Below are 15,991 nucleotides of genomic sequence, written 5' to 3'. Positions count from 1 at the left end.
GCACACTCGAATAGCTTGTCATGTTCGCATCCGTCGACGTTCAGGCAAGAGGTGAGCCGTGTTCCCGCGCCCCAGACGCGCACGCCGATTACGGCGGTCGAGTATCGTCGCCCTGCTCCTCGGCGTCGTGGCCCTCGCCGCCGCCGGACCCGCGCGGGCGACGCCCGACGCCCCCCGGGTCCGACCGCCCCTCGTCCAGCCGATCGATCCGCAGAACTGGCGCAACCCCGACGACATGACCTGGGCCGAGTACCGCTCGGTGCCGGGAACGGACTGGGCCGACCCCGATCTCAAGCCCACCAAGCGCACGTTCAAGGGCGCCCTGGTGCTCCTGGACTACCCCGACGAGGAGTTCTCGGTCAGCAAACCGGCCGGCACCGCCCGGTTCGGCAACCCGCAGTCGAGCGCCTCCGGCATCCCCCGCGCGCAAGTCCCCAAGTTCTACGAGAACTTCCTCAACAAACCCGGCGCGCTCAACCGGGGACACACCATCAACGAGTACTGGATGGAGGACTCCGGCGGCCGGGTCGGGGTGGACCTGACCGCCTTCGGCGTCTACCGCATGCCGTGGAAGTCCTACCAGTACGGCATCGAGCCCGGTATGAACCCCGGCGCCTGCCCGGTCGGCGACTCCTGCGGCAAGGACATCCGCACCGACGGCAAGCGCGGCTGGGTCGCCGACGTGGGCGCCGACAAGGCGGCCGAGTTCGACTTCGTCTTCTACCTCACCGCGGGCGTGGACGAGTCCTCCGCCTGGCAGGAGTTCGGCCCGATGAAATTCCGGTCCCCGCAGGACGTGCCCGCCGCCTGGGGGCCGCCCTCCGCCATCCCCGGCGGCGGCAACGCGGCGAAGACCCGCTATGTGCCGTGGACGTCCTGGCAGGCCGCCGCCCGCATCTGGCCCAACGCCGCGAACGGCTCGTCCACCCAGGCCGAGAGCTCCGGCATGGCCACCTTCGCCCATGAACTCAGCCACATCCTGGGCATCGGGGACAACTACAACAACCCCTACGGCACCCCGCTGAGCCGCGCCTACACCGGTATCTGGGGCATGCTCTCCCGGGGTTCGTTCAACGGCCCCGGCGGACCGCACACCCGCTGGCAGATCCCCGCCACGGCCGGCGGTTCGATGGGCGCCCAGCACGTCCTCCGGGACAAGCTCAAGCTCGGCATCGTCGACGAGAAGAACGTCCTGCGCCTCGACCGCGACGCCCTCAAGGGCTCCGGGCTCGTCGTCGCCCGTGTCACCGCGCGCTCCGCGCCGCCCGGCGAGCGCGGCCTCACCGGCGTCAACATCACCATGGGCCGCGACCTGTCACCCGCCTGCGACCGTAACACCGACCCCCTCTGTGACGGCGGCGGCTACGACAACTACACCGTCGAGGTCGTCGACCGCATGGGCATGGACTCCTTCACACCCGACAACGGGGTCCTGCTCAGCAAGACCAAGAACGCGGACCGGGCCCCCTTCGTCTGGGTGATCGACGCCCACCCCGAGGACATCGGCATGGTGGACTTCCTGCGCCCCGACGGCGTCCCGCAGAAGATCACCATGGGGGACTACCGGCAGCTCAGCGACGCCCTGCTGCACGCCGGAGCCGACTCCGGCAGCTCGTACGAGTACGTCGACCAGGCCAACCGGCTGCACTTCTACGTCCTCGACGTGCGCCGCGACGCCGCCGGGGTGCTGTCGTACAGCGTCGGCGTCAAGTCCCTGGACGGCACGGGACCGCAGACCCGCGGCCTCGCCCTCGGCCAGGGCAAGGCCAAGGGCCGGCCCGCCGACGGGCGTGCCGTGTGCACCTTCGCGCTCGCCAACACCGGCCGTGCCACCGACGCCGGCCCGTACCTCTCCTCCGACGTGTACCGGCTGTCGGCCACGACCGCCGGACGCGGCTGGTCCGCCTGGCTCCCCAACCGGCTCGCCACCGCCGAGGCCGGCGCCTCCGTGCCCGTCGAGGTCGCGGTGAACGCCAAGGCGGGCGCCGACCGGGACGGCAAGGTCGTCCTCACCGCGCGCTCGGAGAGCGACCCGAAGAAGACCGCCAAGGCCACCTGCTCGCTGCAGAGGTGACCCCAGGGCGCCCCGGCCGGAGCCCCCGGTCGCACGCGGCCACCGTCCTCATGGGCGGTGGCCGCCTGCCGTTCGCGGGCCGGCCGCCCCTCGCCGCTCGCGCGTACGCCGGTGCGCGGGTCCGAAGGGGCGGGATCCCCGGATGCGTCGAGGCGCGGCGGGAAGCCGGTGGTTCCGCCACGAGGCCCGGGCACAGCTCTCCCGGAACGGAGTTATCCCGCGGGCCCCCAGTGGTTCCGCCGCGATTCCGCGTCGGCCTCCGGGCGGACCCGCGCCGAGGAGATGAGGTTCCGTTGCACCCTCGTGCCCATGCCCGCGTCCGCGTCTGTTCCGCTCTCTTCGCCACCCTCCTGCTGACGGCCCTCGCGGGCTGCACCGACGAGGAGGACGAGAAACACCGCTCCGGCACCGACGCCAAACCCGGCACCGCCAAGGCGGCGCTGGCGGAGCTGCCCGTCAAGGCGGCCGCCTCCAAGGACGGCTACGACCGCGCCAAGTCGTTCGGCACGGCCTGGTCCGACAAGACCGACGCCCCCGGTTCGGGCAACAAGTGCGACACCCGGAACGACATCCTGCGCCGGGACCTGAAGGACCCCGTGTTCGACGACGGGAAGAAATGCGTGATCACCTCGGGCACCCTCGCCGACCCCTACACCGGCAAGACGATCTCCTTCCAGCGCGGCGGCGGGGGCGGGTCCGTGGACATCGACCACGCCGTGGCGCTCTCGGCCGCGTGGCAGACCGGGGCGCAGAAGCTCACTCAGGCGAAGCGTGAGGCCCTGGCCAACGACCCCCTCAACCTCATCGCGGCCGACGGCCCCGCCAACCGGGCCAAGGGCGACAAGGACGCCGCCGCCTGGCTCCCCCCGAACAAGTCGTTCGCGTGCCCCTACGTGGCGCGCCAGATCGCGGTGAAGAAGGAGTACAAGCTCTGGGTCACCTCCGACGAAGGCGCCGCCATGCGCAAGGTCCTCGACACCTGCCCCGCCGAGCGTCTCCCGGCCGAGACCAGCCCCGAGGTCACGCTGAAACCCCAGAACTGAAACCCCGGAGCTGAAACCCCGGAGCTGAAACCCCGGAGCTGAAACCCCGGAGACCCCGGAGACCCCGGAACCAAGGCCCCGGGCCGGGACCCGGCCCCCGGCCGGGAAGCCGAAAGCGCGGGGCCGGGCGCGTGTCGGACGCGCCGGAGAGGCACCCGGCGCGCCGGGGAGGTAAGCAGGAGTCATGCGCCTCCAGCTCCGTCCGCCGGGTCTCGGGCAGCCGTGGCGTCACCGCCCCGCGCTGCTCGCCGTACCGTTCGGGCTGGTCGTGGCGATCACGGTGCTCGACCTGCTGACCGGCGAGAACATCCAGCTGGGGCCGCTGCTCGTGGTGGCGCCCGCGCTCGCCGCCATGATCGGCGGCGTCCGGCTCACGGCCCTGGCCGGGGCGCTCGCCGTGGGTGCCCAGATCACCCTCAGCGCACTGCTCGGCGGGGTGACGACGGCCAACCACCAGGCGCAGATCGTGGCGCTCTTCCTGGTCGCCCTCTTCGTCGTGGCCTTCAGGGCCGTCCACGAACGGCACGAGCAGGCCCTGCACAAGGCCCGCTGGGTCGCCGACGTCGCCCAGAAGGTCCTGCTCCGGCCGCTCCCGGACCGGATCGGCGCGCTGCGGATCGCCTCCGTGTACGTCGCGGCCGAGGCGGAGGCGCAGATCGGCGGCGATCTCTACGCGGTGGCGCCCGGGCGGTACGGGACGCGCTTCCTGATCGGGGACGTACGCGGCAAGGGGCTGTCCGCCGTCGGGGACGCCGCGCTGCTGCTGGGCGCCTTCCGCGCGGCCGCCCACCGCAACCCCCCGCTGCCGAGGCTCGTCGCGCACCTGCACAACGCCGTCCACTGGGACACCGTGGAACCCACCGGCGCGCCCGACTACGGGGAGGGCTTCGTGACCGCCGCGATCCTGGAGGTCCCGGCCGACGAACAGCTGCTCAGGCTGATCAGCTGCGGCCACCCGCCGCCACTGCTCCTGCGCGACGGGAAGGTCACGTTCCTGACGGTGGGCGATCCGGCGCTCCCGCTCGGGGTGGGCGGGGAGCGGTCGGAGGAGGACTACGCGCCCGAGCCGTTCTCCTACCGCGGCGGCGACGTGCTCCTGCTCTACACGGACGGCGTCGTCGAGGCGCGTGACTCCCACGGCGCCTTCTACGACCTCGCCGGGAACGTGGCGGCCTGGCACGAGACCGAGCCGGAGCGGCTCGTCCGGCTGATCCACGAGAGCCTGCTCGCCCACGCGGGCGGCTCGCTCGGCGACGACGCCGCGTTCGTCGCCGTCGAACGCCTCGCCTGACCCGCACACCTCCCCAACTTGGTCCAGACCTATTGACGGCGGGTCCGGGCCCTCCGACGATTGCCCCCCGGGTGTCACCGCGCCCCGGTGCGGTCGGGCGCGACCGGAAGGACGCGTGGAGGAAAACGTGAGGCGACACGGCATGTCAGGGAGAACGGCACGACTGCTGGGGGCTGGGCTGGCCCTGGCCTTCCTCACCCAGCTGCCCGCCACCGCGGCGGCGGGCACGCCGGCGGAGGAGACCTGCGCGGTCAAGCCGAAGCCTGCGGGCAAGGTGCTCCAGGGGTACTGGGAGAACTGGGACGGTGCGGCCAACGGCGTCCATCCGCCGTTCGGGTGGGCGCCGATCACCGACGCCCGCTTCGGCGACCACGGCTACAACGTCCTCAACGCGGCCTTCCCGGTGATCCGCTCGGACGGCACCGCCCTGTGGGAGGACGGGATGGACGCCACCGTCAAGGTCGCGACCCCGACCGAGATGTGCCGGGCCAAGGCGGCGGGCGCCACGATCCTCCTGTCCATAGGCGGCGCGGCCGCCGGTATCGACCTGGGCTCCAGCACCGTCGCCGACCGCTTCGTCGAGACCATCGTGCCGATCCTGAAGACGTACAACTTCGACGGCATCGACATCGACATCGAGACCGGCCTCACCGGCGACGGCGACATCACCAAGCCGTCCACCTCGCAGGCCAACCTCATCCGCATCATCGACGGCGTGCTCGCCCGGATGCCCTCGAACTTCGGTCTCACGATGGCCCCCGAGACCGCCTATGTCACCGGCGGCAGCGTGACATACGGCTCGATCTGGGGCGCGTACCTCCCGATCGTGAAGAAGTACGCCGACAACGGCCGTCTGTGGTGGCTCAACATGCAGTACTACAACGGCAACATGTACGGGTGCTCCGGGGACTCGTACTCCGCCGGAACCGTCAAGGGCTTCACCGCGCAGACGGACTGCCTCAACAAGGGCCTCGTCGTCCAGGGCACCACGATCAAGGTCCCCTACGACAAACAGGTCCCGGGCCTCCCGGCGCAACCGGGCGCCGGGGGCGGCTATATGGCCCCGGGTTCGGTGGCCCAGGCGTGGAACACTTACGGCGGCGGCCTCAAGGGGCTGATGACCTGGTCGGCTAACTGGGACGGCTCGAAGGCGTGGAGCTTCGGGAACAACGTGAAGGCTCTGCAGGGCCGCTGAGCCGCAACCCGGCACCGGCCACCATGGGAACTGCTGGTGGCCGGGCCGGTGAGGCCAGAGTGAGGCCGAGGGCAGGACAGACCTCAGCCTGGTCGCCTCGTGTTGAGGCCCCGGGGATGGGGCCGCCCCGAGGGTTGGAGCGGTCAGTTCACCGGGCCAGCCGGAGGTCCCAGCCGGAGACGTCGCCATCCATGTCGGGGATCAGGCTCGCCGTAAAGGTGTCGGGGGTGGGGCGGTCGGCGTCCTCCCACGCTGCGAGCCAGGCCCGCAGGACGGTCAGGGAGGCCGAGTCGGTCGCGTCGGCGGTGATCGTGCCGTCCTGCTGGATCACGGCGGCGGTGTTGCGGGTCGAGTGCCCGAGTCCGATGACGTCGGCTTTGAGCTCGGTCATCGTCAGCCGGGAGCCGGTGGCGGCCAGCCAGACGCGCAGGCTGGACCAGTTGATCTCTTCTCCCTCGTACTGCTCGGTGTGGCCGGGCTCCCGCAGGCGGTCGAGGACCCCACGTGCCCCGGAGTTCTGCCAGTCGTCCTGCTCGCGCCAGGCGATCGACACCCATGAGGTGGCCGGGACGCGGTTCTCCCAGTCGACCCACCGTGCCGGGACCGAGAAGTCGCTGCGAGGAGAGGATCCGGTCTCGATGTAGGAGCCGGGGAAGACCGACTCGACGCGCGGCTGTCCGTCGCTGACGCGGATCACGGCACCGATCGCCAGGTTCGGCACGGCCACGATCGGCAGGGTGGCCACGATCAGTCCGCCGTCCTTGACCTGGTTCACCCATGCCTTCGGCAGCAGCGGCGGCGTACACCAGCCCACCATGCGGTCGTAGGGGGCCCGGCCGGGGTAGCCGGCGGTGCCGTCCACGGCGTAGCAGCGGATGTTGCTGACCCCGCGCTCGGCGTGGATGTGGTTGGCCCACCGCGTCAGGTACGGGTCGATGTCCAGGCTGGTGACCATGCCGGTCGGTCCGACGAGTTCGGCGAGCAGGCCCCCGGAGAGGCCGGAGCCCGTGCCGACCTCGGCGACGTTCATGCCCATGTGGACGTCGAGGGCTTCCAGTTCCCGGTGGATGAAGACGGGGTTTGTCCGGTGGATCGTCGCGCCCCGGGCCTCGTGGTGGGTGTAGTGCTGCTCGGGGACTTTCTCAGCGGCGGCAGCGATAGGGGTCATCGGTTCACTCCTTCGTGGAAGGGTCAGGACGCGTTCCTCAACTGCTCCGAGTGAGTGAGGGACACGCGTCAACGAGGCGCCAAGTTGACGCGCTCAGATGACGAGAGCGGCGTAGTGGTGCCACCCGGCCTCGGTGTATTCGCCAACCGGTCCGCCACCGGGAATTGCTGTCCACGCGTGGTATTCGGTGGGCGGCGGGGAGAATCGCACCCCCAGGCACCAGTCGAGGCGTCGGCCGAGGAGGGCTGCGGCCAGGACCGACCCGAGCGAGATTTCCGCGCATGCGGCCCGGACCGGCCAGAGGCGGCCGGTGTGCCGGACGGTGGCGATCAGGGCCTCTGCTTGGTCGGGTGCTATCGCCCGGCGGCCGGCACGGCGGGCGAGGCGGGCAGCGCGGACGGTGTAGCGGAAGGGCAGGGCCAGGAGCACCAGGGCCAGGGCGAGGCCCAGGGCTGCTGCCAGGCGGTCGCGGAAGGGGCCTGTGCGGACGGTGGAGTAGGACTCCATCGTGGTCACCGCCACCACCCCCACCTGCGGGTCCGGGGCACGAGTTCCCTCGAGATGCCCTGTGTGGTGAGGGCGTCGGCGACGGCGCGGACGTCGGCGGCGGCCTGCTCGGGGCTCAGGCGGTAGAGGGCGCTGTACTGCTCGGAGGCTTGGCCCTGGTCGCCGCTGGCGAGGAGGAACAGCACCGCTGCGGAGGCGGTCGGCGTGAGGTAGGTCCAGCGGCCGGTCCGCTCGTTCAGGATGGCTCCGCCTTCGTCGGTGAGGACGGGGCGGGAGCCTTCACGCAACTGCCACACGGCCGGTCACCTCCCACCAGGCCCCGGCGTGTTCGAGCTGCCGCAGCCATACCTCCGTCACGACCGCAACATGCAGAGCGCCCTGGGCGGTGGCCTGCCCGGCTGCCGCGCGGGCGAGCATTGCCCCCACCGGCCCGTCGGTCACCAGGCCCATGGCACCCAGGCGGGAGGACGGGCCGAGCAGGCGGCGGAGGGCGGGCGCGTGCTGGACGAGCCCGGCATAGGAAAGCGCGTTGAAGCCGCCCTTGGTGGCCCGCTCAAGAACGAAGTCAGGCAGCACGTCGGTGCCCGCGAAGGCTTCGGCCAGCAACGGTTTGTACCGTCCAGGCGTCCCGCGCTGGTCGGCCGGCACGGCCAGGCAGGCCCTGCGGACCTCGTTGTCCAGGTACGGGGCGGCGATCTCGATGCCGTGCTCATCGAGGGCGAGCGTGCGCCAGCCGCTGGTGTCCGCTCCGATCCGGGCGAGGTCCTGGCTGTCCATCCACGCCGCCAGCCGCTCCGGCGGCTCCCTCAGCTCGTCGGCCGCCGTAGTGAGGGCGTCGGCGAGCTGGTGGCGCACGTCGGTGCTCATCCAGTCGGCCGTGGCCAGCAGCGGCGTCCACGCGATCGGACGCCGTACTTGGGGCACCCACTGCCTCGGGGTATCGCGCAGCTCAGCTGCGGCCTGACGCCAGCCGCCCGCCAGCCCGATGCGGGCCGCGGGCCGGGCTCGACCCAGCACCGACCACACGGAGGTCTGCCGCAGCCGCGCGTGCCCCTGTGCGTGCTGCCAGGCTCGCGGGCGCTGCCGTTCCCGCAGTAGATCAGCCAGGTACGACGGGGAGGCGGACAGCAGCCCATCTCCGGCGACGCCCGTCAGGTGCACGCCCGGCGCCGTCTGGAGGGCGATCACGGCGTCCAGGACAGTTCGCTTGACCGCCGCTGAGACCGCGAACGCGTTCGGTGTGTCGGTGAACGGTAGGGCGGACACATCGTCCAGCCCCGCGTAGTAGACCGTGTCCGTGGCACCGGGCACCTTCTGGTGGCGCAGCTGGGGCATCACGGCGGCCGTCCGCTGCGCATAGGCGAGATCGTCGTCCCGCAGCCGTTCATCAGCGAACGTCACCACTGTCACTGGCCGGTGCCGGGCTGCCAAGCAGGCCAACGTGGTGGAGTCCAGGCCCGCGAGGTCCGCGCTCACCGGGCGACCGTCCATGCGGACCGCGACCGCTTCGGCCAGGGCCGCCCGCACGGTCGGCGCCGCCTCGCGCAGGCTCACCGGCTCGTACTCGGCGGGCTCATAGCGAACGGTCCGGGCGCCTTCGGGGGTGATCTGGAGCAGGTGTCCGGTGGGCACCCGGTTCACGGTGCGGAACAGGCTCCGGGAGGCCAGGACGTCGGGCTGGCCGAACGCTAGGTGCGCCGCGAGGGCGACAGGATCGGCCGGTGCCCCGTCCAGCGCCGCGAGGGCCGTGGCGGAGGTCGCCCACCAGGTCCCGGCCGCCTCCCGCCGGTAGTAGACCGGGTGCTGCCCCGACAGATCCCCGATCACCGCCAGCGTCGGGCCGCTGCGGGCCACCACCAGGTAGGAGCCGGGCCACCGTGTCAGCGCCCGCCACTGCTGCGCCCGCACGACGGGTAAGGCTTCCTCCAACTGCCGGTCGCTCGCCCCGCACACCCCGATCACGGCCAGCACAACAGCCCCCACCCCGGCCGTGCGGACCTGGCCTTCGGGCCAACCGGCCGTCCACGTCTCACCCAGCGCAGTCACCGGCCGCCCCGCCTGGGGCTGCCGGCTGGCCGGACCGCCCTCCCATCCCGTGCACCACCGCATCGCGAGCCTCCCGACTCCCTCGTCCTCAAGACCGGACATGACCTGCAAAGGCCCGGGGCCGAATGCGGCGAATACCGCACCCGGCCCCGGCAGGTGGATCAGGTGCCCTGCTTGTACTGGGTGTCGTCGACGGTGTCGAAGTTCTGGTTGCCGAGCGTCACCTCCGCGACAGCTCCGGCGTCCAGGACGACCGGCGCGGTGTAGGCCGGGGACTGGGTGATCTCCATCGTTTCCTCCTTCGTCACTTCGCCGTCCCGTGCACCATCTGATGGGCGCACGGCCAACGGGTTATGCAGCCCTCTCAACGACCCGGAAGGACCGCGCTTGTGGGCGCTCAATCAGTGAACTGCGAGGGCGAGTTGGGGGGTACCGTGTGGGCCTGGCGGAGACGTATATCGCGTATACCGAGGCTAGCCATGACCAAGCGCACGCCGAACATGCAGCTCAAGGCCCTCATCGACGAGAAGAGGCTGCCGTACGAAACCATCGCGCACGTCGTGCGTATCGTCGCGGCGGAATCGGGTGAGGTCTTACGCACCAACCGCTCCACCGTCGAGCACTGGATCTCCGGGGCCCAACCCGCCGGGAATACTCCCCGGTACCTCACCGAAGCCCTCTCCCGGCTGCTGGGCCGCCTGGTGACTGTGGACCACTTGGGTCTTTCCACAGGGCGTGGGGAGGATGACAGCATCGGACTGTCCCTCGGTCCCGACCCGGTCGAGACCCTGACCCTGATCGGGAAGGCAGACGTGAACCGACGACGCTTCCTCGCCTCCTCCGCCTACTCCGTCGCAGCCGCGGCCCTGCCGCTGGGCTACCTCCACGACATCGCCGGCCGGGCCGCCGCCGCCCGCAGCGGCGCCATCGCAGGAAACGCCGAAGTCGCCGCCGTGCGCGACATGGTGCGGGTCTTCACGGACATGGACGAGCTCCACGGCGGGCAGCATGGCCGCTCAGCCCTGGTGCAGTACCTGATGTCCGACGTCGCCACCCTGTGCCGAGGGCGCTTTCGCACCGAAGACGCGCGCCGACAGATGCTCTCCGCCGCCGCATCAGGCGTGCACCTGGCGGGGTGGAAGAGCTATGACGCCGGAGAGCAAGGGCTCGCACAGCGGTACTACTTGCAGTCGTACACGCTCGCCACCGAGTCAGGCATCTCCGGCCACGACGGATTCGTGATGCGGACCATGTCTCAGCAGGGCATGAAGATCCACCGCGCCGAACACTGCCTGGCCTTGGCCGAGACCGGCTTGGACAGAGCCAAAGGCCACGTCGACCTCGCCACCGAGGCCCTCTTCCACATTACTTACGCACACGCCCTGGCCAAGAGTAATCGGCGTCAGCAAGCGGTCCGCTCCGTCGAGCGCGCGCGGGCCTGCCTCGATGCGGTCAAGGGCGATCCCACACCCTTCTGGGCCCTTGCCTGGGGGCCGGTGGAAGCCACAGTCCGCTCCCGTACGGCCAAGGTCTTCGCCACCCTGGGCGACCCTCGTAACGCTGCCCAGCAATACGCCCGCGCAGCTGCCAGTCGGCCGCCGGGCACCTACGCGCGCATCATTGCCCTCGACCTCGTCGCCCAGGCCGAACTCCAAGCCGGCCAAGGTGCCATCGAGGAGGCATGCGCCACCTGGGGCCGGGCCATGGACCACATGGACGGAATCGCCTCCGTCCGCACCCGCAAAGCCGTCAAAAACATGCGCCGCGACCTGACCCGCTTCCGGGCTCGCGGCCTGAGATGCGCAGCCGAGCTCGACGAACGCGGACGCGACTTCCTCATCGCGTACCGCTGAACATCAGGACGTGTTTTTGGGCCTTGAGCGGCCTCTGAGTGAACCTCGCGGCGCCCTGGCGAGTAGGTGCGTGATCTTGGCGTTCTGCAGTACGGCGTCCCAATCTTCATCGAATCAGCTTGTCGAGGTGCGTCGGCCGGGAGCGGTCTCGGCCAGGGGCTCTGTCGGTCTTGAGGAGTAGATGATCCGGTTGGCCGGTCAGGGCGAGATGATGGATCGCCGGACCTGCTGGGCTCGGTGGTGTGGACGCTGTGAGGGCCCGTTCCTGGGGCGGGTACCCCCCCGCCGTCGGCACCCGCGATCGGCTCATACCTTTCTGGCGGTGACCCACGCCCTGCGCTTGAATCCGGGACCACATCGGACGACCGACAACGGACGAAGAGGTGGGGCGTGGCAGGCATGGACACGCGAACACGCGCTGGGGCACCGGCGGCCGACCCGGTGCCGCTGCACCGGCTGGGGGTGCCCCGGCCGTCGGTACCCCCCTTCGCCATGGGGTCCTTCGACGTCTTCGGGCCCGATTCCCGGGCGGGCTACCCGCACCGGCACACCTTCTACGAGATCGTCCATGTGACCGGCGGCTCCGGCGCCCATGTCGTCGACCTCGTCCGCCGGCCGCTCGACCCGCCGCACCTGTGCTTCCTCCTGCCCGGCCAGGTGCACTACTGGGAGCGGGTCTCCGGGCTGCGCGGCGTGGTGATGCTGTTCACCGAGGACTTCCTGCTGTCCCGCCCCGGCGACCGGCAGCTCCTGCGCGCCCTCGGCGAGCGCCCCTGGCTGGACCTGCCACCGGGGCCGGGCGGGGACGACGCCGCGGGGCTCGGCCGGCTGGTCCGGGCGATGGGGCGGGAGTTCGGCGCCAAGGCGGACGGATACGCCTCCGTGCTGGAGGCGTATCTGCACATCCTGCTCGTGCGCGCGCTGCGCCTGCCCGGTGCGACCGCGCCCGGCCCCGGCACGGGACGGGCCGCCGCGGTCTCCCGGGAGTTCGGTCTGCTGCTCACCGCCACCACGGGGGCCGAGGGGTCGGTCGGGGCGTACGCCGCGCGGCTCGGCGTCTCGGTCGGCTATCTGAACGAGGCCGTCAAACAGACCACCGGCCGGACGCCCGGCGAGCTGGTGCGCGCGACGCGGACCCTGGAGGCCAAGCGGCTGCTGACCGGTTCCGCCCTCACCGTCGGCCAGGTGGCCCGCCGGGTGGGCTTCGCGGACCCCGCGTACTTCTGCCGCTTCTTCCGGCGCGAGACCGGGGTCAGCCCCGGGGACTTCCGCCGGACGGCAGGAGGGAATCACCACGTTCACCGAACGGAGTCCATCGATCCGCACGGGCCGCGTCCCTAGGTTCGTCAGCGAGCCAACTCACCCCCAGGAGGCGGATCATGACGGACCAGCACGGTGCCGAAGACGGCATAGCCCGCACCGAAGGCACCGGCGGCATCGAGGGCGTGGCGGCCGCGGCACGGCGGCCGGTCAGCCGGAAGTCCCTGCTCAAGGCGGCGCTCGTCGCGGTGCCGCTGCCCGCGCTGCTCGGCGGCGGGGTGGCCCTCGCGCGGGACCACCGGCCCTCGGACGCGCCGCTGGAACCCACGCCGTTCTGTGACGACGGTGACGACCCGACGCCCCCGCAGATCGAGGGCCCGTACTTCAAGCCGAACTCCCCGGAACGCGCCTCCCTGCTGGAGCCGGGGACCCGCGGCACCCGGCTCACGGTCTCCGGCTTCGTCTTCGGACTCACCTGCCAACCGGTCGCGCACGCCCTGCTGGACTTCTGGCAGGCGGACGACGCGGGCGCGTACGACAACCGGACGTACCGGATGAGAGGGCATCAGTACACGGACGTGCGCGGGGCGTTCACGCTGACGACCGTCGTGCCGGGGCTCTACCCCGGCCGCACCAGGCATCTCCACGTCAAGGTCCAGGCCCCCGGCGGCCGCATCCTCACCACCCAGCTCTACTTCCCGGGCGAGCCCCGCAACAACACCGACCCGCTCTTCGACGCGGCGCTGCTGATGAACGTCCGCCAGGCCGGGTCGGCCAAGCAGGCGACCTTCGACTTCGTCGTCACCCCGGACCGGCGCGGAGGGTAGGGCGCCGGCGGCTCCCGGGGGCCCCACACCCCGGGAGCCCTACGGCCGGGTCCGCCCCGCGCCCTCGACGAGCGCCGTCAGGCCGTCGAGCATCGAGGTGAGGCCGAGCTCGAACATCGCGTCGATGCGCAGGTCGTACCCCTCCTCGCCGAGCGATCCGAGCACCTTGGCGAACGTCGGGAACCGGCCGGAGGCGACGAGCGCGCCGTAGGCGGCGGCCTGGGAGTCCACCCACTGCTCGCCCGTCAGCCCGGTGGCCCCCGCCGCCCGGGCCTCCCGCTCCAGGTGGACGGCGGTGCCCTGGATATAGCTGTAGAGCAGCGTGTTGAGGTCGAGCATGGTCGCCGGGGCGAGGCCGTGGCCGTCGAGGGCGGCGAGCATCCACTCGGAGTAGGCGATCAGCGAGGGGACGGCCAGCGGGCGGGTGAGGGGTCCGATCTGCGCGAGCCAGGGGTGGGCGCGGTGCAGCTCCCAGAGCGTGCGCGCGCCCAGTTCCAGCCGGCTCCGCCGGCCGGCCGGGGCGCCCTGGGGGTACACCGCCTTGGCGAGCACCGCGTCGGCCATGAGGAACACCAGGTCCTCCTTGCTGTTCACATGGCGGTACGGCGACATGGCGGCGACGCCGAGTCTCGCCGCGACCCCGCGCATGGCCAGGGCGGCCAGGCCCTCGGAGTCGGCGAGTTCGACGGCGGCGCGCACGACGCGCTCGCGGGTCAGCTCCCGGTCGTGCGCGGGTGCGGCCTTCTCCGGTGTACGAGCGGGTCCGCCCGGGGCCGTACGCGCGGGGCCGCCGCCCGGCCCGGCGACCACGGTGCCGACCCGTGGCCGGGCCTCGGCGAGTCCCTCCTGCCGCAGGGTGGTCAGGACCTTGGCGGCGGTGGCGAGCGCGACGTTCCACTCCTGGGCGATCCGCCGGGTCGACGGGACGCGGTCGCCGGGGGCGAGTGCACCGTCCGCGATCCGCCGCCGGAGCTCGGCGGCGATGCGCGCGTACGGCGGAACGATTTTTTCGGCGAACGGCATCGCGCTGGACGGCTGACCCGCTCGCCCGGAGCCGCCCGCGTCGAGTGTGGCTGACATATACGTGTGTGATTGCGGTGGCACCGAGGGTAGGTCATGGTCGGGGAGTACCGACGCGCGCTCTCCGACGAGACGAAAGGGACGGACATGCCTCTTGAGGGTGAGTACGAGCCCAGCCCGACGGGGTGGGTGCGGGAGCAGGTCGAGCTGTTCGAGGGATCGGGCGGCACCGAGGGGACCACGATGCGGGGGCTGCCCGTCGTGATCCTCACGACGCGGGGCGCCAGGAGCGGGAAGATCCGCAAGACGCCCCTGATGCGGGTCGAGCACGACGGCGCGTACGCCGTGGTCGCCTCACAGGGCGGTGCGCCCAAGCACCCGGTCTGGTACCACAACCTCGTCGCCGACCCGCGGGCCGAGCTCCAGGACGGTCCGGTGCGGCAGGACATGACGGCCCGGGAGTTGGCCGGCGAGGAGAAGGCGCTGTGGTGGCGGCGCGCGGTCGCGGCCTTCCCGGACTACGCCGACTACCAGGCGAAGACGGAGCGCGAGATCCCCGTCTTCGTCCTGGAGGCCGCCGCCGCGGCCCACTAGCCGGTCCGGCCGCGCGCCGGGCGCCGGGGGAGGGCGCCCGGGGCCCCGTCGCCCGGGTGCCGTTCTCCCGTGGCGGGCGACCCCGGCGCGTTGGGCTATGTTGAGCGGAAATCGGTCGGGAGGGAGGCACGCCGGTGCCATCAGGGCAGCAGGCACGCGCGCAGGCGTCGCAGCAGGCACGTGCGCAGGCGTCCGCGATCACGCCGGGCACACGGTCGCCGGCGGTGGAGCCGCCCGCCGCGGAGAAGGTCCGCGCCCTGTTCGGCGGCCACCGGCTGTCCCCCGCGCAACGCCGCATCGCGCAGTACATCACCGACCACCTCACCGAGGCCGCGTTCCTGTCGATCACGGACCTCGCGGACCGGGTGGGCGTCAGCCAGCCGTCGGTGACCCGGTTCGCGGCCTCCCTGGGGTTCAGCGGGTACCCCGCCCTCCGGGAGGAGCTGCAGCCCATCGCGCTGCGCGCGGTCGCCGGCTCCCCGGGCGCCCGGGAGGAGGCCCGGCGCAACGAACTGCAGGCGGCCGTCGACGCCGAGATCGCCAACCTGGAGCACCTGCGCCGCGTGTTCGCCGACGCCGACCAGGTCCTCGCCCTCGGCCGCGAACTCGCCAGGTCGGTGCCGCTGACGGTGCTGGGCCTGCGGATCTCCGTGTCCCTGGCGGAGTACTTCGCCTACGCGGCCCGGCGGATCCACCCGGACGTACGCCTGGTGTCCCGGGGCGGCAGCGTCGCCTACGACGCGCTGCTCCAGTCCCGGGAGGCGGGCGGCAGCTGGGTGCTCGCCTTCGCGATGCCCCGGCACGCCAAGGAGACCCTGGCCGCGGTGCGGGCCGCGCGCAGCACCGGTCTGCGCGTCGCGCTGATCACGGACCTGACGCTGGGGCCGCTCGTGGAGGAGGCCGATGTGACGCTCACGGCCGGCACCGGATCACGCCTCGTCTTCGACTCGTACGCCGCTCCCGGGATCCTCTCCGCGGCCCTCCTCCAGGCGATGGCCGACGCCGACCCCGAGCGCACCCAGCTCCGGCTGGAGAAGTACGAGCAGGCCGCGGACCAGCACGATTTCTTCCTGGAGCCCTGACCCCGGGCCGGCCGGAGCCCTTGTCCGCCCC

The 15,991-nt window shown here is 71.9% G+C and carries 15 protein-coding genes; 9 read left to right on the top strand and 6 right to left on the bottom strand.

The annotated features are described in order from the left end of the window. Positions 1-58 precede the first annotated feature (58 nt). The 4 genes from AF335_RS20850 to AF335_RS20835 all read left to right on the top strand — a co-directional run bounded on the left by AF335_RS20850 (position 59) and on the right by AF335_RS20835 (position 5,603). Positions 59-2,074 (top strand): M6 family metalloprotease domain-containing protein, encoded by a 2,016-nt coding sequence (locus AF335_RS20850; RefSeq protein ID WP_102919938.1) that lies wholly within the window; start codon positions 59-61, stop codon positions 2,072-2,074. Positions 2,075-2,367: 293 nt separating this feature from the next. Continuing rightward, positions 2,368-3,117, top strand: a complete 750-nt coding sequence (locus tag AF335_RS20845; RefSeq protein WP_228773168.1) for an HNH endonuclease family protein — start codon at positions 2,368-2,370, stop codon at positions 3,115-3,117. A 184-nt stretch (positions 3,118-3,301) separates the two neighbouring features. Continuing rightward, complete coding sequence (locus tag AF335_RS20840; RefSeq protein WP_102919936.1) at positions 3,302-4,408, top strand: PP2C family protein-serine/threonine phosphatase; 1,107 nt, start codon at positions 3,302-3,304, stop codon at positions 4,406-4,408. A 142-nt stretch (positions 4,409-4,550) separates the two neighbouring features. Next, a complete protein-coding gene (locus tag AF335_RS20835; RefSeq protein ID WP_102919935.1) occupies positions 4,551-5,603 on the top strand; it encodes a chitinase in 1,053 nt (350 codons plus the stop codon). 148 nt (positions 5,604-5,751) lie between these two features. Here the strand turns inward: AF335_RS20835 and AF335_RS20830 are convergent, their stop codons facing one another. The 5 genes from AF335_RS20830 to AF335_RS33840 all read right to left on the bottom strand — a co-directional run bounded on the left by AF335_RS20830 (position 5,752) and on the right by AF335_RS33840 (position 9,614). Next, complete coding sequence (locus AF335_RS20830) at positions 5,752-6,771, bottom strand: protein-L-isoaspartate O-methyltransferase family protein (RefSeq protein WP_102919934.1); 1,020 nt, start codon at positions 6,769-6,771, stop codon at positions 5,752-5,754. A gap of 93 nt (positions 6,772-6,864) precedes the next feature. Continuing rightward, positions 6,865-7,278 (bottom strand): lasso peptide biosynthesis B2 protein, encoded by a 414-nt coding sequence (locus AF335_RS20825; protein ID WP_107503491.1) that lies wholly within the window; start codon positions 7,276-7,278, stop codon positions 6,865-6,867. Positions 7,279-7,283: 5 nt separating this feature from the next. Then, the gene (locus AF335_RS20820) at positions 7,284-7,574 is read right to left on the bottom strand and encodes a PqqD family peptide modification chaperone (protein ID WP_102919933.1); all 291 of its coding nucleotides are present in this window, start codon (positions 7,572-7,574) and stop codon (positions 7,284-7,286) included. Beyond that, positions 7,558-9,387, bottom strand: coding sequence for an albusnodin/ikarugamycin family macrolactam cyclase (locus tag AF335_RS20815; protein ID WP_260421973.1), 1,830 nt, complete (start codon positions 9,385-9,387; stop codon positions 7,558-7,560). The genes AF335_RS20820 and AF335_RS20815 overlap by 17 nt, the downstream gene beginning before the upstream one ends. A 98-nt stretch (positions 9,388-9,485) precedes the next feature. Beyond that, positions 9,486-9,614 (bottom strand): lasso RiPP family leader peptide-containing protein, encoded by a 129-nt coding sequence (locus AF335_RS33840; RefSeq protein WP_107503490.1) that lies wholly within the window; start codon positions 9,612-9,614, stop codon positions 9,486-9,488. A 189-nt stretch (positions 9,615-9,803) separates the two neighbouring features. Between AF335_RS33840 and AF335_RS20810 the strand changes: the two genes are divergently transcribed. From AF335_RS20810 to AF335_RS20800, 3 genes are all read left to right on the top strand, one after another. Further along, positions 9,804-11,177, top strand: a complete 1,374-nt coding sequence (locus AF335_RS20810) for an NsdA family TPR-like regulatory protein (RefSeq protein ID WP_102919931.1) — start codon at positions 9,804-9,806, stop codon at positions 11,175-11,177. Positions 11,178-11,576: 399 nt separating this feature from the next. Then, positions 11,577-12,518, top strand: a complete 942-nt coding sequence (locus AF335_RS20805) for a helix-turn-helix domain-containing protein (RefSeq protein WP_102919930.1) — start codon at positions 11,577-11,579, stop codon at positions 12,516-12,518. Positions 12,519-12,556: 38 nt separating this feature from the next. Beyond that, positions 12,557-13,264 (top strand): dioxygenase family protein, encoded by a 708-nt coding sequence (locus AF335_RS20800; protein ID WP_102919929.1) that lies wholly within the window; start codon positions 12,557-12,559, stop codon positions 13,262-13,264. A 39-nt stretch (positions 13,265-13,303) separates the two neighbouring features. Here AF335_RS20800 and AF335_RS20795 read toward each other — a convergent pair whose 3' ends face one another. Beyond that, positions 13,304-14,287: a GntR family transcriptional regulator gene (locus AF335_RS20795; protein ID WP_102919928.1), complete on the bottom strand. Its 984-nt coding sequence runs from the start codon at positions 14,285-14,287 to the stop codon at positions 13,304-13,306. Positions 14,288-14,431: 144 nt separating this feature from the next. On the opposite strand from AF335_RS20795, the gene AF335_RS20790 reads away from it, so the two are divergent. Further along, a complete protein-coding gene (locus AF335_RS20790; protein WP_102920116.1) occupies positions 14,432-14,878 on the top strand; it encodes a nitroreductase family deazaflavin-dependent oxidoreductase in 447 nt (148 codons plus the stop codon). A 134-nt stretch (positions 14,879-15,012) separates the two neighbouring features. Further along, positions 15,013-15,960, top strand: a complete 948-nt coding sequence (locus AF335_RS20785) for a MurR/RpiR family transcriptional regulator (protein ID WP_102919927.1) — start codon at positions 15,013-15,015, stop codon at positions 15,958-15,960. The last annotated feature ends 31 nt before the right edge of the window (positions 15,961-15,991 follow it).

The sequence above is a fragment of the Streptomyces eurocidicus genome (assembly GCF_002891295.1).
Lineage (GTDB): Bacteria > Actinomycetota > Actinomycetes > Streptomycetales > Streptomycetaceae > Streptomyces > Streptomyces eurocidicus.
The sequence above is the reverse complement of the archived record's forward strand: the minus strand, read 5'-3'. Positions and strand labels throughout refer to the sequence as shown.